Origin of the sequence: Klebsiella sp. BIGb0132, assembly GCF_024810075.1 — a bacterium.
Taxonomy (GTDB): Bacteria; Pseudomonadota; Gammaproteobacteria; order Enterobacterales; family Enterobacteriaceae; genus Klebsiella; species Klebsiella terrigena.
Genome location: NZ_JANUDW010000014.1, coordinates 17,639 through 36,029 on the forward strand (window position 1 = coordinate 17,639; position 18,391 = coordinate 36,029).

Here is an 18,391-nt window from a genome sequence, read left to right on the forward strand (position 1 = left end):
AAATCGATTACCCTAAAAAAAGAACATTAGCAAAATCTTCTCCTGCTAACCCTTCAAAACAGCGGGGATGAAGAGTACATTGTTCCGAGCTGACTTCCACGGCAGGGAGTGGCGATAACAGCTAAAAAGGCAAAGATTCATGTCCCCTATCGAAAAATCCAGCAAGTTAGACAACGTCTGTTACGACATCCGCGGCCCGGTTCTCAAAGAAGCGAAGCGCCTTGAAGAAGAAGGCAATAAAGTCCTCAAGCTGAACATCGGCAACCCGGCGCCGTTTGGCTTCGATGCCCCGGATGAAATCCTCGTTGACGTCATTCGTAATTTACCGACCGCCCAGGGCTACTGCGACTCTAAAGGCCTCTACTCGGCGCGCAAAGCTATCATGCAGCACTATCAGGCCCGAGGCATGCGCGACGTGACGGTTGAAGATATTTATATCGGCAACGGCGTATCGGAACTGATTGTCCAGGCCATGCAGGCGCTGCTGAACAGCGGTGATGAAATGCTGGTCCCGGCGCCGGATTATCCCCTGTGGACGGCAGCGGTATCGCTCTCCAGCGGTAAAGCAGTGCACTATCTTTGCGATGAGTCCGCCGACTGGTTCCCGGATCTCGACGATATTCGCGCAAAAATCACCCCACGCACCCGCGGGATCGTGATTATTAACCCGAACAACCCGACCGGCGCGGTCTATTCAAAAGAGCTGCTGCTGGAGATCGTCGAAATTGCTCGCCAGCATAATCTGATCATCTTTGCTGATGAAATCTACGACAAGATCCTGTACGACGAAGCCCAGCACCACTCGATCGCCGCGCTGGCTCCCGATCTGCTGACGATTACCTTTAACGGCCTGTCAAAAACCTATCGCGTCGCCGGCTTCCGCCAGGGCTGGATGGTGTTGAACGGACCGAAAAAACACGCTAAGGGCTATATCGAAGGCCTGGAAATGCTGGCCTCCATGCGCCTGTGTGCCAACGTTCCGGCGCAGCATGCCATCCAAACGGCACTTGGCGGTTATCAAAGTATCAGCGAGTTTATTGTTCCCGGCGGGCGCCTGTACGAACAGCGTAACCGCGCCTGGGAGCTGATTAACGAGATCCCGGGCGTCTCCTGCGTGAAGCCGAAAGGCGCGCTCTATATGTTCCCGAAAATTGACGCTAAGCGCTTTAACATTCACGACGATCAGAAGATGGTGCTCGACTTCCTGCTGCAGGAGAAAGTGCTGCTGGTACAGGGTACCGCCTTTAACTGGCCGTGGCCGGATCACGTGCGTATCGTGACCCTGCCTCGCGAAGACGATCTGGAAATGGCCATTTCACGTTTCGGCCGCTTCCTCTCCGGCTATCACCAGCTCTGATAAGTCGAACCCGCCGCCGGTATTTGCATCCGGCGGCAATCCCTGCGCACAATGGAACCCGATGTCGTCACTGATTAAGGGTCCTTATGAGTCAGAGTCATTTCTTTGCCCACCTCTCCCGCCTGAAGCTGATTAACCGCTGGCCCCTGATGCGCAACGTGCGCACCGAAAACGTGTCCGAGCATAGTCTGCAGGTCGCCATGGTCGCCCATGCGCTGGCGGCAATTAAGAATCGTAAGTTTGCGGGCAACGTTAACGCCGAGCGGATCGCGCTGCTGGCGATGTACCATGATGCGTCGGAAGTTTTAACCGGCGATCTGCCGACACCGGTAAAATATTTCAACTCGCAGATCGCCCAGGAATATAAGGCCATTGAGAAAATTGCCCAGCAGAAGCTGATCGATATGGTCCCCGACGAGCTGCGCGATATTTTTGCGCCGCTGATTGATGAACACAGCTACAGCGAAGAGGAAAAATCAATCGTCAAGCAGGCCGATGCGCTCTGCGCCTATCTGAAATGCCTCGAAGAGCTGTCGGCCGGAAATAACGAATTTTTACTGGCCAAAGGCCGGCTCGAGAAAACGCTGGAATCCCGCCGCAGCGATGAAATGGATTATTTTATGCAGGTGTTTGTCCCGAGCTTTCATCTCTCTCTGGATGAAATCAGCCAGGACTCCCCGCTGTAAAATCGACGCTAGCCCGGCCTGCGGCCGGGCCATGAGGAAACGGGGCTCAGAACGGGAACAGGACCGGGATCAGCAGCACGCAAACCACCATCACCAGCACGGTAAAAGGCACGCCGATCTTCACAAAATCGCTGAACGAGTATTTACCGGGACCCAGTACCAGGGTGTTAACCGGTGAAGATACCGGGGTCATAAACGCCGCCGAAGCCGCCATCGCCACCACCATCGCAAAGGGGTAAGGCGACACGCCCATTGAGTTCGCCGCCGCCAGCGCAATCGGCGCCATCAGCACCGCCGTTGCGGTATTTGAAATAAACAGGCCAATGGCCGCGCACATCACAAACAGGCAGCCCAGCATTAAATAGGGTCCTTTGCTGCCGGCAACGTCCATCAGTCCCTGAACTACTAAATCCACGCCGCCGGTTTTTTGCAGCGCCAGCGCAAAAGGCATCATCCCGACGATCAGAATAATGCTCGGCCAGTGAATCGCCTTATAGGCGCTCTCGGCGTTGATGCAGCGAAATTTCCCCATCAACAGACAGGAGATAATAGCGGCAATGGGGTTGGGAATTTCATCGGTGAGCATCAGGGCCACCATCAGTACCAGGCAGAAAATAGCGTGCGGCGCCTGGCTGTGGGCCGGTGAGGCATCGTTCACCTCGATAGGCATATTTAGCACCACAAAATCGCGCCCGCGTTTCGCCAGCAGGGCAATCTGGCGCCAGTTGCCGACCACCAGCATGATATCCCCAAGCTGCAGGGACTCATCGACCACCGCGCCATCGAGGGCTTTACCGTCCCGCTTCAGGCCGACGATATTGAGACCAAAGCGGGTGCGGAAGGCGATTTCACGTACCGTTTTGCCGATAAGCTCCGAGTCGGGGATCAGCGTCACCTCCGCCATGCCGACATCCAGCGCCTGGTCGGAGAAATACTCCCCGCGCAGCACCATCGGCTCAAGCATTTGCTCCCCGCAGAACTGGCGCAAATCGACGTCCGAAGCCGACATGTCAATCAGCAGAACGTCGCGGGCGCGGAACTCGGATACCCCGTTAACGTTCACAATCACCCGGCGAAAACGACGCCAGCGCTCCACGCCGATAACGTTAGCGCAGTAGCGTTCGCGCAGCTTAAGATCGTCGAGGCGCTGGCCAATCATCGGCGAACCGGGGCGGATCGCCAGGCGACGCGCCCTGCCGGTTAGATGGTACTCTTTGATTAAATCGCGAAAGGTGCTTCTCTTACGCCCGTCGCGCGACAGCTCGCTCTCGTCGCCTTTCAGCATAAAGCGAACCGCCAGCATGTAGAAAACGCCCAGCAGCAAAACCACCAGGCCAATGGGCGTCACGCTAAAAAAGCTAAAGCCCTGCAGCCCTTCGCGTATCAGCTCGCTGTTGACGACGAGGTTAGGCGGCGTTGCCACCAGGGTCATCATCCCGCTGATAAGCCCGGCAAAGCTCAGCGGCATCATCAGGCGCGACGGGGAGGTATTCATGCGTGCAGAAACGCTCAGCACCACCGGAATAAAGATAGCCACCACTCCGGTGGAGCTCATAAACGCGCCCAGCCCGGCGACGGTCAGCATCAGGTAGATCAGCATTTTTGTTTCGCTGCTGCCCGCTACCTTCACCAGCCAGCTGCCGACTTTGCTTGCGACGCCGGTGCGCACGAGGCCGTCACCGATGATAAACAGCGCGGCGATAAGAATAACGTTCGGATCGCTAAAACCGGAAAACGCTTCGCTGAGAGTCAGCGTATCGCTGAGAACGAAGGCGACGATCACCAGCAGCGCGATAGCATCCATGCGCACTTTTCCGGTGGCAAACAGCACGACCGCAACGGCAAGAAGAGACAGCACCCAAATCAGTTCACCGTTCACAACTTATCCTTGTCTGAAGATGGAGTCGAAATTGTGGCACAAAAAAGCCCCGCCAGCGCGGGGCTAAATCATGAGATTATGCTTTAAGCGTAACGCTAACGTTGCCGTCTGGCTGGCGGACAATCTCCAGCTCTTCGAGGCTGGTCAGCACAAAATCTGCTTCATCGAGACGCGGCGCGTCGGCAGGCACGTTAACGGCAATCGTACGGCATCCGGCGCTTAACCCGGAAAGTAATCCCGCTGGCGCGTCCTCAACCACCGCACACGCCTGCGGCGCCAGCCCCAGCAGCTCGGCCCCAAGCAGATAGGCATCGGGCGCCGGCTTGCCGTGCTTAACCCGCTCCGCCGTGACAAAAATTTTAGCGTCGGGCAGGCCCCCCGCGCGATGGCGCGCGTGGGCGACGGGCACCGAACCGGAGGTGACGATAGCCCACGGGATGCCTGCGCTATCCAGCTGAGTCAGCAGCGCAACCGCCCCCGGCAGCGCCGTAATGCCGTCGGTATCCTGCGCCTCTACCGCTTCGAGGTAGCGGAATTCCGCCTGAATCTCCTCTTCGCTACGCCCGGGTAAAAAATGGCGTAGAGAGGTTATCGCCTGCTTGCCGTGGATAAAGTTCAGCACTTCATCATGCGGGATGCCGAAACGATCCGCCCACGTACACCACGAGCGTTCCACCACCGGCAAAGAATCGACTAACGTCCCGTCAAGATCGAACAGAAAACCTTTACACTGCACGGAAACCTCCATCAGGCGTTGATAATTTGATTAATTTCGTTGCTGCTCAAATGGTACTGGCGCGGGCATGAGTGCCAGGCGGCCAGCATACGCTGATATTTTTCCCACATCGGCGTTTGCGAATTGAAGCCGTGAGTGCCGGCGTCAAAGTGGCTGTAGCGCCCCTCGACGTTGACGATAAAGCGCACATAGCCGAGAAGCCGCGCTTCGGTGGCCACGTCGAACCCCAGGAAGGTCACCCGACGCTCGTCGATTTCGCTGCCGTCCTTGAGGTTAGTCCAGGAGACGTGCATCGCATGATACATTTCCATGATATCGATGACGGTACGGCAGGTTTCCTCGGTCAGCTCGCCGAATTCGCGGTCCAGTTCGCGCATCTGCAGCCCGTAGCCACGCTCGATGATGGTCTGCAGACGGCGATAGCGCTCAGCGTTGTCCGGGTCGAGCATCGTCATCATCTTGTACTGATTTGACAAAATCAGGCGCTGCGCATTGGTCATTTCCATTTTTTGACTCCTGTGGCACTTTACGGCGTGAAAAAAGAAGGCGCATTAATTATGCGCCTTCTTTTATATGCGTTTTCCTTAGGGAATTACAAATCATCAAGGAAAGTTTTATCCAGTTGTTTGAAGGCGCGCTTAAGCGTGTCAGCTAAAGCCTGGTAATCCGGCTTACCGTCAACCGGCGCCAGCGCCTGTCCCGCCTCCTGCAGCTTGCCGCGAACTTCATAAAACCAGTTCAATACTGACGGCGGCAGCGGCGTCACCGACCGTTTACCCAGCCACCACAGTCCCTGCATGGGCAGACTCAACGCAAACAGCGCCGTGGCGACCGCGGGACCCAGCTGGCCGCCGAGGGCAATTTGCCAGCACAGCGTAAAGACGGCGACCGGCGGCATGATACGAATCGCGTAGCGGGTGGCGCGAATAATGCGGTTTTCAATAAACACCGGGGCGAGGCGTTTATCTAAAGGCCAGGTCTTTGTGTAATGCTGCCCGCGGCGAAACAAGCTGAAAAAGCTAACGGGACGATTCTCGGGTGTCGACATGGCTGTACCTCAACTTTACATATAAATCTTAAAATATTCGTGCAAAACACCAACTGTGCATGACAACGTTCAAAACATTTTGGCAATGGGTGCGGCAATCAGGTATCCTGTGCCCACCTGAAAGGGCGATAGACCCTTTTACCAGGTTAGTCAAATTATCGCATATTCTGCCATTGTCTGAAAATTATCCAAAATGGCATAAAATCAAATGTACTTATCTCATCGTGCCCGGAAACAGAACAAGGCATGATGTTAATCATAAATGTCGATGTCATCCTGCGCTACGCTTTGTGACACAATGACGTTTTTTTAGCCACGTATCATAAAAGGTACTTCCATGTCGAGTAAGCTAGTACTGGTTCTGAACTGCGGTAGTTCCTCACTGAAATTTGCTATCATTGATGCTCTCAACGGTGACGAATATCTGTCCGGTTTAGCCGAATGTTTCCATCTTCCTGAAGCTCGTATCAAATGGAAAATGGATGGCAGCAAACAAGAAGCAGATTTAGGCGCTGGCGCCGCTCACAGTGAAGCGCTTAACTTTATCGTTAACACTATTCTGGCACAAAAACCAGAACTGTCTGCTCAGCTGACCGCAATTGGCCATCGTATCGTTCACGGTGGTGAGAAATACACCAGTTCCGTGGTGATTGACGATTCCGTCATTCAGGGCATCAAAGATTCCGCCTCTTTCGCTCCGCTGCACAACCCGGCGCATCTGATCGGTATTGCTGAAGCGCTGAAATCCTTCCCGCACCTGAAAAACAAGAACGTTGCCGTGTTCGACACCGCGTTCCATCAGACCATGCCGGAAGAGTCTTACCTCTACGCCCTGCCGTACAGCCTCTACAAAGAGCACGGCGTCCGTCGCTATGGCGCCCACGGCACCAGCCACTTCTACGTGACTCAGGAAGCAGCAAAAGTCCTGAACAAACCGGTTGAAGAGCTGAACATCATCACCTGCCATCTGGGCAACGGTGGTTCTGTTTCCGCTATCCGTAACGGCCAGTGCGTTGATACCTCTATGGGTCTGACTCCGCTGGAAGGCCTGGTCATGGGTACCCGCTCAGGCGATATCGACCCGGCAATCATCTTCCATCTTCACGACTCCCTGGGCATGAGCGTTGATGCTATCAACAAAATGCTGACCAAAGAGTCCGGCCTGCTCGGCCTGACTGAAGTCACCAGCGACTGTCGTTATGTTGAAGACAACTACGCGGATAAAGCAGACGCTAAGCGCGCGATGGACGTTTACTGCCACCGCCTGGCAAAATACATCGGCTCCTACACCGCGCTGATGGACGGTCGTCTGGACGCGGTTATCTTCACCGGCGGCATCGGTGAAAACGCGGCGATGGTGCGTGAACTGTCTCTGGGCAAACTGGGCGTACTGGGCTTCGATGTTGACCATGAACGCAACCTGGCAGCCCGTTTCGGCAAGTCCGGCTTCATCAACAAAGAAGGTACCCGCCCTGCACTGGTCATCCCGACCAACGAAGAGCTGGTTATCGCGCAAGACGCCAACCGTCTGACCGCCTGATTGCACACCACCAGCGATAACCCTCAATAATTCGAGTTGCAGGAAAGCGGCGACGCAGCAAATCCCCGGGAGCGTAAGAAAAGTACGTGACCGGGGTGAGCGACAAATCCGTCGTCGCGGCGGCCCGCAAGGGCAAAAGCCAACAAGTATGCAGCTTGAGGTATGACGGGAAGCTGGGGTGCTGTTTTTGTATCCCGCCTGATACTGGCGGTAACGAAAGAGGATATATCGTGTCCCGTATAATCATGCTAATCCCTACCGGAACCAGCGTAGGCCTGACCAGCGTCAGCCTCGGTGTTATCCGTGCTATGGAACGTAAAGGCGTTCGTCTGAGCGTCTTTAAACCTATCGCACAACCGCGTGCTGGCGGCGATGCGCCTGACCAGACGACCGCTATCGTGCGCGCGAATTCCAACCTTCCGGCCGCAGAGCCGCTGAAGATGAGCCACGTCGAGTCGCTGCTGTCCAGCAACCAGAAAGACGTGCTGATGGAAGAGATCATCGCTAACTACCACGCAAGCACTCAGGATGCTGAAGTCGTGCTGGTAGAAGGCCTGGTTCCGACGCGTAAACACCAGTTTGCCCAGTCGCTGAACTTCGAAATCGCCAAAACCCTGAACGCTGAAATCGTCTTCGTGATGTCTCAGGGCACCGATACCCAGGAACAGCTGAACGAGCGTATCGAACTGACCCGCAACAGCTTCGGCGGCACGAAGAACACCAACATTACCGGTGTTATCGTCAACAAGCTGAACGCGCCGGTTGACGAGCAGGGGCGTACCCGTCCTGACCTGTCTGAAATTTTCGATGACTCATCGAAAGCGAAAGTGGTCAAGATCGATCCGGCTCAGCTGCAGAACGGCAGCGCGCTGCCGATCCTCGGCGCGGTGCCGTGGAGCTTCGATCTGATTGCCACCCGCGCAATCGATATGGCGCACCACCTGAATGCCACCATCATCAATGAAGGCGACATTAACACCCGCCGCGTGAAATCCGTTACCTTCTGTGCGCGCAGCATTCCGCACATGCTGGAACACTTCCGCGCAGGTTCCCTGCTGGTGACCTCCGCCGATCGTCCTGACGTCCTGGTTGCAGCCTGCCTGGCGGCGATGAACGGCGTAGAAATCGGCGCGCTGCTGCTGACCGGCGCCTACGAAATGGACGCCCGCGTGAGCAAGCTGTGCGAACGCGCGTTTGCCACCGGCCTGCCGGTATTCATGGTGAACACCAACACCTGGCAGACCTCTCTGAGCCTGCAGAGCTTCAACCTGGAAGTTCCGGTTGACGATCACGAGCGCATCGAGAAAGTTCAGGAATACGTGGCAAGCTACATCAACGCCGACTGGATCGAGTCCCTGACTGCGACCTCCGAACGCAGCCGTCGCCTCTCTCCGCCGGCCTTCCGCTACCAGCTCACCGAGCTGGCGCGCAAAGCGGGCAAACGCGTCGTTCTGCCGGAAGGCGACGAGCCGCGTACCGTTAAAGCCGCGGCAATCTGTGCTGAACGCGGTATCGCAACCTGCGTGCTGCTGGGTAACCCGGATGAGATCAACCGCGTTGCCGCCGCTCAGGGCGTAGAGCTGGGTTCTGGTATCGAAATCGTCGATCCGGAAGTGGTTCGCGAAAGCTACGTGGCTCGCCTGGTCGAACTGCGTAAGAGCAAGGGCATGACCGAAGCGGTTGCTCGCGAGCAGCTGGAAGACAACGTGGTTCTCGGCACCCTGATGCTGGAACAGGACGAAGTCGACGGCCTGGTGTCCGGCGCGGTACACACCACCGCCAACACCATCCGTCCGCCGCTGCAGCTGATCAAAACGGCGCCGGGCAGCTCTCTGGTCTCCTCCGTGTTCTTCATGCTGCTGCCGGAACAGGTTTACGTGTACGGCGACTGCGCGATTAACCCGGACCCAACCGCAGAACAGCTGGCAGAGATCGCGATTCAGTCCGCGGACTCCGCAATTGCCTTTGGCATTGAACCGCGCGTGGCGATGCTCTCCTACTCCACCGGCACCTCCGGCGCCGGTAGCGACGTCGAAAAAGTGCGTGAAGCAACGCGTCTGGCGCAGGAAAAACGTCCTGACCTGATGATCGACGGCCCGCTGCAGTACGATGCCGCCGTTATGGCTGACGTGGCAAAATCCAAGGCGCCGAACTCTCCGGTTGCCGGCCGCGCGACCGTGTTCATCTTCCCGGATCTGAACACCGGTAACACCACTTACAAAGCCGTACAGCGTTCTGCCGACCTGATCTCCATCGGGCCGATGCTGCAGGGTATGCGTAAGCCGGTGAACGACCTGTCCCGCGGCGCGCTGGTAGACGATATCGTCTACACCATCGCGCTGACCGCGATTCAGTCGTCTCAGCAGCAGCAGTAATACTCACCGCCGGCGCCTGCGCCGGTCGGTAACAACAAAGGCGACCACGTGGTCGCCTTTTTTATTTACAGCAGCTCTCTCGCCGCCGACACAATATCATGGGCCGTTAGGCCATACTCCTTCTGCAGGAAATCCTGGGTACCGACCTGACCATAGCGCTCCTTCACTCCCACGCGACGCATCGGCACCGGACAGGTTTCCACCAGCACCTCGGCGACGGCTGAGCCCAGCCCGTTGTGAATACTGTGGTTTTCGCAGGTCACGATGCGCCCGGTTTTCTCGGCATAATTTTTCACCAGCATGCGGTCGATAGGCTTGAGGGTAAACATATCGATTACTGCCGCGCTGACGCCTTCCTGTTCGAGCTGTCGCGCCGCCTCCAGCGCCTCGGCCACCATAATGCCGTTGGCAATCAGGGTAATATCTTCGCCTTCCCGCAGCACGTTGCCCTTGCCGATGGTAAACGTTGAGCCCGGGGCGTAGACGCTCGGCGCCTGCTTGCGGATGGTACGCACCCAGTAGAAACCGTGAAGCTTCATCAGCTGGCGCAGGATATCGTCGAACATCACCGCATCGGTGACCTCCAGCACCACCGAGTGCGCAAGGCCGCGAACAATCCCCATATCTTCAAACGACATATGGGTGCCGCCGTTATGGCAGGCGGTAACGCCGGCGTCGGAGGCAATCACCTTGACGTTGTTACGCTGATAATCCAGCGCCATAAACAGCTGGTCGAAGCAGCGGCGGCTGGCAAACGCGGTAAAGGTATGAACAAACGGTTGGCGTCCGGTCAGCGACAGGCCGGCGGCGGTCCCGATAACGTTGGCCTCCATGATGCCGCAGTTGATCACGTGCTGCGGATAATCCCGCGCCACGCCGTCCATTGCCATCGAACTCATCAGATCGGCCTCGAGGGCGATAATGTCGCTCCCGGCCTCAATCTGCCGGGCGACAAAGCCGGCGTATACTTTGCGCATTTCTACGGCGTCTTTTTGTCCTGCGGGTGCGACGTTAATCATGTGCGGCCTCCAGTTGACGAATCGTCTCATTCAGCGCCGCAGTCATCTCATCCGTCAGGCGCAGGTGATGGGAGTTGCTGAGCTGCTCGAGATACGGCACGCCCTGCCCTTTGATGCTGTCGAGGATCACCACCCGCGGGCGGGCATCGGCGGCCGGAACGGGCTGTACCGCCTCCAGCAGCCCGACAATGTCGTCCCCCTTCACGGTGATGGCGTCAAAACCAAAGGCGCGGAACTTCTCCTCCAGGTTAAAGGCGCGGATAATTTCGTCGAGCGTGCCGTCAAGCTGCAGCTTGTTCCAGTCAACAAACACCGTCAGGTTATTCAGGCGATGGTGGGCGATAAACTGAAACGCCTCCCAGCACTGCCCCTCGTTGAGCTCGCCGTCGCCGACAATGCAGAATACCCGATTCGGGCGCCCGGCCAGCTTATGCGAGAGCGCCATGCCGCCGGCGATGGAAATCCCCTGCCCCAGCGAACCGGTGGTCGCATCGACTCCCCGCGTTTTCAGGCGGTCCGGGTGGCTCGGCAGACGGGTGCCGTTATGGTTCAGCGTGCTGAGCTCTTCCATCGGGAAATAGCCCTTGATGGCTAAGGTGCTGTAGAGCGCCGGACCGGCATGGCCTTTTGACAGCACAAAGTAGTCGCGCTCCGGCCAGTCCGGGTCGGCGGGGTCGATTTTCATCACCGCGCCGTACAGCACCGCCAGCGTTTCGACCACCGACATGCTGCCGCCATAGTGGCCAAAACCCAAATTGGTCAGCGATTTAAGCGTGGCGACGCGAATGTCGCGCGCCAGTTGGGTCACTTCTTGCACATTCATGATTTCGCTCCGGTATTCTCCTGCGCGCCATTGCCCGCAGATTTCTTCTTCGCAAAGACGTTGTACGCAACCAGCAGAGCGAACAGCGCCACAACAAGACCCGTAATCGCAAACGGCGACAGGTAGCGCGCCAGGTTGCCGAGCACGATGCCGATTGCGCCGAAGTCGGCGTCAGAGAAGGTGGTATTGGCAAAACCGATCGCCCCCAGAACCGGCAGCAGCAGCACCGGCAGGAAGGTGATCAGCAGGCCGTTGGCAAACGCGCCAATCATTGCGCCCCGACGACCGCCGGTGGCGTTGCCGAAGACTCCCGCCGTCGCGCCGGTGAAAAAGTGCGGCACGACGCCCGGTAGAATCAGCACCAGATTCATTTGTCCGAGCAGGAACAGCCCCACCAGACCGCCGAGGAAGCTGAACAGGAAGCCGATCAGCACCGCGTTGGGCGCATACGGGTAAACCACCGGGCAGTCCAGCGCAGGACGCGCGTTCGGCACCAGCTTTTCTGAGAAGCCGGTAAACGCCGGCACGATTTCCGCGAGGATCAGACGCACCCCTTGCAGGATGATGAACACCCCGGCGGCGAAGGTAATCGCCATGATGATGGCGTAGACCAGATAGTTCTGGCCGCCGCTGAAGGTGCTTTCTACATACTCACGCCCGGCGCTTACGGCCATGATCAGGTAGATAATCATCATCGTCAGGGAGATAGAGATGGAGCTGTCGCGCAGGAAGCTGAGGTTCTTCGGCAGATTCATCTCTTCGGTGGAGCGGGAGCCTTTTCCGCAGACGCTGCCAATCCAGCCCGAAAGCACGTAGCCGAGGGTACCGAAGTGGCCGAAGGCGATATCATCGGTTCCGGTAATTCGCTTCATATAGCGCTGCGCCAGCGCCGGGAAGAACGCCATCACCAGGCCTAAGATCAGCGAGCCGGTAAACACCAGCCCGACGCCTTCGAAGCCCGCCACGGTAAGGATCACGCCGATCATACAGGCCATATAGAAGGTATGATGCCCGGTCAGGAAGATATACTTCAGCCGCGTAAAGCGGGCGACGATGATATTCGCAACCATCCCAAAGGCCATAATCAGCGCGGTTGACGCGCCGTATTTTTCGAGGGCAATAGAAACAATCGCCTCGTTATTTGGAATAATCCCCTGAATATTGAAGGCGTGTTCAAACATGCCTCCCAGCGGATTCAGCGAGCCAACTAATACCGTCGCCCCACCGCCCAAAACAATAAAGCCCAGAATGGTTTTAATCGTTCCTTTGACGACGTCAGAAAATGATTTTTTTTGTGCCACCAGGCCGATCAGCGCAATTAACCCCACCAGCACCGAGGGCACTTTCAGAATATCAACAACAAAATTCAGCGTTTCAAGGATAAACATATCCGCCTCGCTACAAATAGTTATTGTTTGGCGAACCACGCGCGCAGCTGCGCTTCGAGTTCATTGATGTCGATGATGTTGGTAATCACCACCAGCTGGCTTTCCGGCACGCTGGCGCTGGCGGCGATATCTTTAGCCATCACGAATAAATCTGCCGCTCCCGGCGTTGCCGATGAGAGATCGGAGTGTTCAACTTCCGCTTCAATTTCGAGCTTTTTAAGCACTTTTTTAATATTCATTTCAACCATAAAACTACTGCCCAGGCCAGAACCGCAAATCGCCATAATTTTCATTGTTATCACCTTTTTTGGGTACAGTTGGTCCGCATCACGCCGGGCGTAATGGGTTATAAATCAGGTTATGAATAAGATCAGAATCGCGCGATTATCGTTTTAATTTCCTCCAGGGTTTTCGCCTGATGTAATTGCTCCATATCTTCGTCACTGGAAAATAATTCAGCCAGCGCGGAAATCATCTCGATATGACTATGCTTGTCGGGCGCCGCCAGCATAATAATAATATCGACCGGGTCGAACTCTTCTGAACCAAACGACACGCCCTGCTCCAGCTTCAGCAGCGAAAGGCCGAGGCCTCTGGCCCCCTCTTCCGGCCGCGCATGCGGCATTGCCAGCCCTGGCGCCAACACATAGTAGGGTCCCAGCTTCGCATGTTGTTCCACAATCGCGGTCACGTACTCGGGCGCAATAACGCCAGCCTCGAGCAGCGGCCTGGCACAAACCTCAAGAGCCTGAGGCCACTCTTCTACGCTCTGCCGGAGCGTGATAGTGGCATCAAAGATCCATTTACTGAGCATTTTATCTCCCCCGTCTTTTAGCAAAAGATGGGCAAACTTTATTCAAGCGCACAGCAGTTAGCTGCGACGGCGATCACAAAGATAGCGCTACCAACAGATAACATTCAAAATTGTGATAGCGCTATCAATTCGCAATCATCATATGAAAACGCAGCAAAAATGTGGATTTAAGGCGTATACTCCCTGAAACGTAAAGTGATGGATGCTAATGAAAAGCGTCTGTTCAGCAGGAATGTGTATGTCTCTAACCCGAAAACGGCGTAGTACCGGTAAGGTGACGATCGCCGATGTTGCCCAGCTTGCCGGCGTGGGCACGATGACCGTCTCCCGTGCGCTGCGCACGCCGGAGCAGGTTTCCGACAAGCTTCGTGAAAAAATCGAAGCCGCGGTGCAGGAGCTGGGATATATGCCCAATCTGGCCGCCAGCGCGCTGGCTTCCGCCTCCTCAAGAACGATAGCCATGGTGGTGCCAAATCTTGCCGAAGCGGGCTGCTCCGCGATGTTTGCCGGGCTTCAGCAGGTGCTGCAGCCGGCGGGTTATCAGATTATGCTGGCGGAGTCGCAGCATCGCCTTGAACAGGAAGAGAAGCTGCTGGAAACGCTGCTGGCGTCGAACATTGCGGCCGCCATTCTGCTCAGCGTTGAACATAGCGACACCGTACGCCACTGGCTGAATAACGCGTCGATTCCGGTGATGGAGATGGGCGCCATGCGCGCCGACCCGATTGACATGAATATCGGCATTGATAACGTTGCCGCCATGTTCGAACTCACCGAAATGCTCATCCATCGCGGCTATCAGAATATCGGCCTGCTGTGCGCCAACCAGGAGCAGTGGATTTTTCAGCAGCATCTGCAGGGGTGGTACAAAGCGATGTTGCGCCACCACATGTCGCCGAATCGGGTAATTAACGCCGCGCTTCCTCCCAGTTTTTCCACCGGCGCTTCGCAGCTACCGGAATTTTTGCTGGCGTGGCCGGAGCTGGATGCGCTGGTCTGCGTTTCTGATGAGCTGGCGTGCGGCGCGCTGTATGAGTGCCAGCGTCGACGTATTAAAGTCCCCGACGATTTGGCAGTCGTCGGCTTCGGCGATAGCGATGTCAGCCGGGTCTGCCAGCCGCCGCTAACCACGATGGCGGTACCGCATCACAAGATTGGTATTGAAGCTGGACGCGCCCTTCTGGAGCGCCTTAATGAAGGAAACTGGAGCGGCAGAAAACCCATCGTCTCCAGTTTATGCCTGCGGGATAGCTGCTAGGCGGCTACTCGGCCTCTTCCTGCTTTTCCTGCTTTTCTGGTTTTGCCGACTCGTTGTTGGCATTGCGGGTCATCCACAGCGCCAGCGCTTTTAACGAATCCGGGGTGAACTCATCGCAGCGGGCGGTGATCTCTTCCGGCGTCAGCCAGCACACTTCGCTGACCTCTTCTTCCTGCAAAGCAAAGGGACCGTGCGACACGCAGCTAAACAGGCTTCCCCAGACGCGGCAGTGTTTATCTTCGTAGTAGAACTGGCCGTGGTCGGCGAAGGGGACGCCAGCAATGCCCAGCTCCTCTTCGGCCTCGCGACGCGCTGAATCCAGCAGCTGCTCGTCGGCCTGCACCACGCCACCGGCGGTGGCATCCAGCATGCCCGGCTGAAAATCTTTTATCTCGGTACGACGCTGCACCAGAATTTTGCCCATCCCATCATGAACGACAATGTAGGTTGCACGATGGCGCAGACACTGCGCGCGCATTTGCTCGCGGCTCGATTGCGCTATTACCTCATTGTTTTCATTAACGATATCTACCCATTCTGTGCTTGCCAAATCGTTCTGTTCCGCCATCAGGAAACCTTACTTTTTAAAGCGCTCTTGCGGCGCGTCTTTACGGTTGGGGGTAAATTACGGGTTAATTGCCACCTCTGCAATAACCTGATGATCATCGAGTGCTAAAACCTGCAACCGATCCCCGTCAAGGAGGCCATAGCTGGCGGGAAATCCCCCTTTGGGGATGCTCACGGAACCGGGGTTAAAGAGAAAAATATCGCCGCGCTTCTCGGCTACCGGAATATGAGTATGACCATAAACCAGGACATCGCCAGCGCAGAGCGACGGCAATTTTTCGGGGCTGTACAGATGTCCGTGAGTCAGAAACAGCCGACACCGTTCAGTCAGAACCTGCTGCCAGGGCGCGGTGATGGGAAAGTCCAGCAGCATCTGATCGACCTCGCTGTCGCAGTTGCCGCGTACGGCAATAATGCGCGCCGCAGCGCCATTGAGCTTGCCGGCAACTTCAGCCGGCGCGTAGCCCTCAGGGAGAGCGTTACGCGGCCCGTGGTTGAGCACGTCACCCAGAATAATCAACCACTGCGCCCCGCTCTGCGCGAACCGTTCCAGCACGCGCTCGGCGGCGGGCAAAGAGCCATGAATATCCGATGCAAACATCAGCCGCATTTTTTCATCTCCACGCATTACGATGCCCCATGATAGCGGAACCGCGAACGCGAATCAGCCGGCTCGTTTGGCCGACAGTGCGGCATAGCGCTGAACGGACGCCCGCTGCCACTGGAAGGCGGCGTAATCTGCCAGCCGCTCCGGCACCTCATCGCCGTTAAGCACCAGCCGGTTGAGCATCAGTGCGAGGTCAGTATCGGCAATTGACCATTCGCCGAACAGATTGGTGCCGCCGTGGGCCAGCAGTTCGGAAGCGGTCTCGAATAGTTTTTCCGCGCTCCTGCGCCCCGCCGCGCTAAGGGCCGGTTTCTTTTGCCCGGCGAAGATAACGTCGGTAGAGCGCTCTTCGCGAATGGGCAGCAGATCGCTGCGCAGCCAGGCCTGAACCTGGCGGGCGCGGGCCCTCTTTTGCAGATCGTGGGGATAGAGCCGCTCCCACTCCGGCGGCGCAAAGCGCTCGTCGAGATATTCGCTAATCGCGGACGATTCGCTGAGGGCAAAATCGTCAACTTCCAGCAGCGGCACGCGCCGGGTGCAGGAGTATCCCTTCCAGCCCGCCTGCAGGTGTTCGCCGCTGTCCAGATTGACGGTTTTAAGCGTAAAAGGCAGGCTCTTCTCCTGCAGGGAAACGTAGACTGACATCACGTACGGAGAGAAAAAATCGGAATCGGACCACAGGGTAATGACCGGCTGGCTCATGGCATCCTCAATTAATAATGGGGCGATAAAGCAACATATCCTGTCTTCTGAGGGATGTCACTTACCGCACCATGAGGATTTTGCACTAGCCAACGAGCAGCGTTTTCGGCTCCAGATAGGCCTGCATTCCCCATCTCCCCATTTCACGCCCCACCCCGGATTGCTTGAACCCGCCAAACGGCGCCTGCGGCTCATGTTCGAGGGTATTAACCAGCACGCGCCCGGACTCAATCGCCAGCGCCACCTCCGTCCCGCGCTGGCGATCGCCGCATAGTACCAGCGCGCTCAGTCCGTACGCGGTGTCGTTAGCGATCGCAATCGCTTCAGCCTCGTCCTGATAAGGGATAATGACCAGTACCGGGCCAAAAATCTCTTCCCGCGCGATACGCATCTGATTATGCGCATCGCTGAACACGGTCGGTTTAACGCACCAGCCTTTTTCCATGCCCTGCGGCCGGCCAACGCCTCCCGTCAGCACCCGGGCGCCCTCCCGCTGGCCAAGACGGATATAATCCTGCACCCGCTGCCACTGCTTATGGCTGACCATCGGGCCAATCACGATCCGCGGATCGCGCGGGTCGCCAGACGTATAGTCGGCTTCCACGGCCTGCACGATGGCCTGCTCAAACTCGGCCTGGCGCCGGGCGGGCACCAAAATACGCGTGCCGGCAACGCACGCCTGCCCGCTGTTCATAAACCCGGCCGCCAGCGCCAGCGGAACCGCCTGTTCGATATCCGCATCATCAAGAATCACGGTGGGCGACTTGCCCCCAAGCTCCAGCGTCACGCGCTTGAGCGTTTGCGCCCCGCTTTCGATAATATGTTTGCCGACGGCGGTTGAGCCGGTAAACGAAATTTTTGCGATATCGGGGTGATGGTTAATCACATCCCCCACGATCTCACCGCGCCCGGTGACGATATTAAATACCCCCGCCGGGATCCCGGCCGCGTGCAGCGCTTCGCTAATAATTTGCGTCTGCCAGGCGCTCATCTCGCTCGGCTTAATCACCGCCGTACAGCCCGCAGCCATCGCCGTCGCCAGCTTGCTGCAAATAAAACCGGCATCGCTGTTCCACGGCGTAATCAATCCCGCGACGCCGACCGGCGTCATCACCACCCGGGCACGCCCGGCCTGCTCAACGAACTCAAAGCGCTCCAGCGTGACCATCGCCTGCCTGATGGTTTGCGCCGGCCACGTCGCCATCCACTGCGAGCGGGAAGCCGGTGCGCCGTATTCCGTAACAATCGCTTCCAGCAGGTCGGCCTCCCGCGCCTGAACGGCAAGATACATGCGTTCCAGCACCGCCAAACGCTCCTCTTTCGTCGTCCGCGACCACGCCGGAAATGCCGCTTTTGCCGCAGCAATCGCCCGCTCTGCGTCCCGTTCGTCAGCCAGCCGGACCCGGCCAATCATCGCTTCGGTCGTCGGATTAAACAGCGCAAACTCTTCGCTACCGTGCGGCGTGACAAACTGGCCGTTGATATAAATTTGCTCGATGTTCTGCATAACGCTCTCCCCATCTTGTTGGATACCCGGCAGTATAGGGTCGTCGTATTGCCGCGATAAGCGGGTATAATCAACACAGTCTGTT

At 57.1% G+C, this 18,391-nt stretch carries 18 protein-coding genes; 5 read left to right on the top strand and 13 right to left on the bottom strand.

Features of this window, described 5'->3' with window-relative positions:
• Nucleotides 1–139: 139 nt before the first annotated feature.
• Nucleotides 140–1,357 carry an alanine transaminase AlaA gene (alaA, locus tag M2416_RS24545; RefSeq protein ID WP_041146565.1) on the top strand — a complete coding sequence of 406 codons (1,218 nt, stop codon included), beginning with the start codon at nt 140–142 and terminating at the stop codon, nt 1,355–1,357.
• An 86-nt stretch (nt 1,358–1,443) separates the two neighbouring features.
• Nucleotides 1,444–2,043 carry a 5'-deoxynucleotidase gene (yfbR, locus tag M2416_RS24550; protein ID WP_041146566.1) on the top strand — a complete coding sequence of 200 codons (600 nt, stop codon included), beginning with the start codon at nt 1,444–1,446 and terminating at the stop codon, nt 2,041–2,043.
• A gap of 46 nt (nt 2,044–2,089) precedes the next feature.
• Here the strand turns inward: yfbR and M2416_RS24555 are convergent, their stop codons facing one another.
• The 4 genes from M2416_RS24555 to yfbV form a co-directional block, all read right to left on the bottom strand.
• Nucleotides 2,090–3,922, bottom strand: a complete 1,833-nt coding sequence (locus M2416_RS24555; protein WP_076945795.1) for an SLC13 family permease — start codon at nt 3,920–3,922, stop codon at nt 2,090–2,092.
• A gap of 76 nt (nt 3,923–3,998) precedes the next feature.
• Nucleotides 3,999–4,658, bottom strand: coding sequence for a sugar phosphatase (locus M2416_RS24560; RefSeq protein WP_076945850.1), 660 nt, complete (start codon nt 4,656–4,658; stop codon nt 3,999–4,001).
• An 11-nt stretch (nt 4,659–4,669) separates the two neighbouring features.
• A complete protein-coding gene (locus M2416_RS24565; RefSeq protein WP_041146568.1) occupies nt 4,670–5,164 on the bottom strand; it encodes a YfbU family protein in 495 nt (164 codons plus the stop codon).
• An 86-nt stretch (nt 5,165–5,250) separates the two neighbouring features.
• Nucleotides 5,251–5,706, bottom strand: coding sequence for a terminus macrodomain insulation protein YfbV (gene yfbV / locus M2416_RS24570; protein ID WP_041146569.1), 456 nt, complete (start codon nt 5,704–5,706; stop codon nt 5,251–5,253).
• 337 nt (nt 5,707–6,043) lie between these two features.
• Between yfbV and ackA the strand changes: the two genes are divergently transcribed.
• Together ackA and pta are read left to right on the top strand one after the other, a co-directional pair.
• Nucleotides 6,044–7,246, top strand: a complete 1,203-nt coding sequence (gene ackA, locus M2416_RS24575) for an acetate kinase (RefSeq protein ID WP_041146570.1) — start codon at nt 6,044–6,046, stop codon at nt 7,244–7,246.
• A gap of 230 nt (nt 7,247–7,476) precedes the next feature.
• Entirely contained in the window at nt 7,477–9,621 is a 2,145-nt protein-coding gene (gene pta, locus M2416_RS24580; protein WP_041146571.1) for a phosphate acetyltransferase, read from the top strand.
• Nucleotides 9,622–9,686: 65 nt separating this feature from the next.
• Here pta and M2416_RS24585 read toward each other — a convergent pair whose 3' ends face one another.
• The 5 genes from M2416_RS24585 to M2416_RS24605 all read right to left on the bottom strand — a co-directional run bounded on the left by M2416_RS24585 (nt 9,687) and on the right by M2416_RS24605 (nt 13,665).
• Nucleotides 9,687–10,640, bottom strand: coding sequence for a transketolase family protein (locus M2416_RS24585; protein ID WP_123551766.1), 954 nt, complete (start codon nt 10,638–10,640; stop codon nt 9,687–9,689).
• Nucleotides 10,633–11,463, bottom strand: coding sequence for a transketolase (locus M2416_RS24590; RefSeq protein WP_076945797.1), 831 nt, complete (start codon nt 11,461–11,463; stop codon nt 10,633–10,635). Before M2416_RS24590 ends, M2416_RS24585 begins: the two co-directional genes overlap by 8 nt.
• Nucleotides 11,460–12,851 (bottom strand): PTS ascorbate transporter subunit IIC, encoded by a 1,392-nt coding sequence (locus M2416_RS24595; RefSeq protein WP_045856066.1) that lies wholly within the window; start codon nt 12,849–12,851, stop codon nt 11,460–11,462. The genes M2416_RS24590 and M2416_RS24595 overlap by 4 nt, the downstream gene beginning before the upstream one ends.
• A gap of 20 nt (nt 12,852–12,871) precedes the next feature.
• The gene (locus tag M2416_RS24600; RefSeq protein ID WP_041146575.1) at nt 12,872–13,144 is read right to left on the bottom strand and encodes a PTS sugar transporter subunit IIB; all 273 of its coding nucleotides are present in this window, start codon (nt 13,142–13,144) and stop codon (nt 12,872–12,874) included.
• Nucleotides 13,145–13,221: 77 nt separating this feature from the next.
• Nucleotides 13,222–13,665 (bottom strand): PTS sugar transporter subunit IIA, encoded by a 444-nt coding sequence (locus M2416_RS24605; RefSeq protein ID WP_076945798.1) that lies wholly within the window; start codon nt 13,663–13,665, stop codon nt 13,222–13,224.
• A 238-nt stretch (nt 13,666–13,903) separates the two neighbouring features.
• On the opposite strand from M2416_RS24605, the gene M2416_RS24610 reads away from it, so the two are divergent.
• On the top strand, nt 13,904–14,923 hold the full coding sequence (locus tag M2416_RS24610) for a LacI family DNA-binding transcriptional regulator (RefSeq protein ID WP_041146577.1): 1,020 nt from the start codon (nt 13,904–13,906) through the stop codon (nt 14,921–14,923).
• Nucleotides 14,924–14,927: 4 nt separating this feature from the next.
• Here the strand turns inward: M2416_RS24610 and yfcD are convergent, their stop codons facing one another.
• The 4 genes from yfcD to M2416_RS24630 all read right to left on the bottom strand — a co-directional run bounded on the left by yfcD (nt 14,928) and on the right by M2416_RS24630 (nt 18,306).
• Nucleotides 14,928–15,491: an NUDIX hydrolase YfcD gene (gene yfcD, locus M2416_RS24615; RefSeq protein WP_041146578.1), complete on the bottom strand. Its 564-nt coding sequence runs from the start codon at nt 15,489–15,491 to the stop codon at nt 14,928–14,930.
• 57 nt (nt 15,492–15,548) lie between these two features.
• Nucleotides 15,549–16,100 (bottom strand): phosphodiesterase, encoded by a 552-nt coding sequence (gene yfcE, locus M2416_RS24620; RefSeq protein ID WP_041147708.1) that lies wholly within the window; start codon nt 16,098–16,100, stop codon nt 15,549–15,551.
• A gap of 54 nt (nt 16,101–16,154) precedes the next feature.
• Complete coding sequence (gene yfcF, locus M2416_RS24625) at nt 16,155–16,799, bottom strand: glutathione transferase (RefSeq protein ID WP_123551769.1); 645 nt, start codon at nt 16,797–16,799, stop codon at nt 16,155–16,157.
• An 85-nt stretch (nt 16,800–16,884) separates the two neighbouring features.
• A complete protein-coding gene (locus M2416_RS24630) occupies nt 16,885–18,306 on the bottom strand; it encodes an aldehyde dehydrogenase family protein (protein ID WP_259227385.1) in 1,422 nt (473 codons plus the stop codon).
• Nucleotides 18,307–18,391: the final 85 nt, after the last annotated feature.

What these genes read in the sequence shown, in the direction of transcription:
- M2416_RS24565 (WP_041146568.1), bottom strand. Translation starts at nt 5,164, where the DNA reads ATGGAAATGACCAATGCGCAGCGCCTGATTTTGTCAAATCAGTACAAG.
- yfcD (WP_041146578.1), bottom strand. Translation starts at nt 15,491, where the DNA reads ATGGCGGAACAGAACGATTTGGCAAGCACAGAATGGGTAGATATCGTT.
- ackA (WP_041146570.1), top strand. Translation starts at nt 6,044, where the DNA reads ATGTCGAGTAAGCTAGTACTGGTTCTGAACTGCGGTAGTTCCTCACTG.
- yfbV (WP_041146569.1), bottom strand. Translation starts at nt 5,706, where the DNA reads ATGTCGACACCCGAGAATCGTCCCGTTAGCTTTTTCAGCTTGTTTCGC.
- yfcE (WP_041147708.1), bottom strand. Translation starts at nt 16,100, where the DNA reads ATGCGGCTGATGTTTGCATCGGATATTCATGGCTCTTTGCCCGCCGCC.
- M2416_RS24605 (WP_076945798.1), bottom strand. Translation starts at nt 13,665, where the DNA reads ATGCTCAGTAAATGGATCTTTGATGCCACTATCACGCTCCGGCAGAGC.
- M2416_RS24595 (WP_045856066.1), bottom strand. Translation starts at nt 12,851, where the DNA reads ATGTTTATCCTTGAAACGCTGAATTTTGTTGTTGATATTCTGAAAGTG.
- M2416_RS24610 (WP_041146577.1), top strand. Translation starts at nt 13,904, where the DNA reads ATGTCTCTAACCCGAAAACGGCGTAGTACCGGTAAGGTGACGATCGCC.
- alaA (WP_041146565.1), top strand. Translation starts at nt 140, where the DNA reads ATGTCCCCTATCGAAAAATCCAGCAAGTTAGACAACGTCTGTTACGAC.
- M2416_RS24585 (WP_123551766.1), bottom strand. Translation starts at nt 10,640, where the DNA reads ATGATTAACGTCGCACCCGCAGGACAAAAAGACGCCGTAGAAATGCGC.
- M2416_RS24600 (WP_041146575.1), bottom strand. Translation starts at nt 13,144, where the DNA reads ATGAAAATTATGGCGATTTGCGGTTCTGGCCTGGGCAGTAGTTTTATG.
- yfcF (WP_123551769.1), bottom strand. Translation starts at nt 16,799, where the DNA reads ATGAGCCAGCCGGTCATTACCCTGTGGTCCGATTCCGATTTTTTCTCT.
- M2416_RS24630 (WP_259227385.1), bottom strand. Translation starts at nt 18,306, where the DNA reads ATGCAGAACATCGAGCAAATTTATATCAACGGCCAGTTTGTCACGCCG.
- M2416_RS24590 (WP_076945797.1), bottom strand. Translation starts at nt 11,463, where the DNA reads ATGAATGTGCAAGAAGTGACCCAACTGGCGCGCGACATTCGCGTCGCC.
- yfbR (WP_041146566.1), top strand. Translation starts at nt 1,444, where the DNA reads ATGAGTCAGAGTCATTTCTTTGCCCACCTCTCCCGCCTGAAGCTGATT.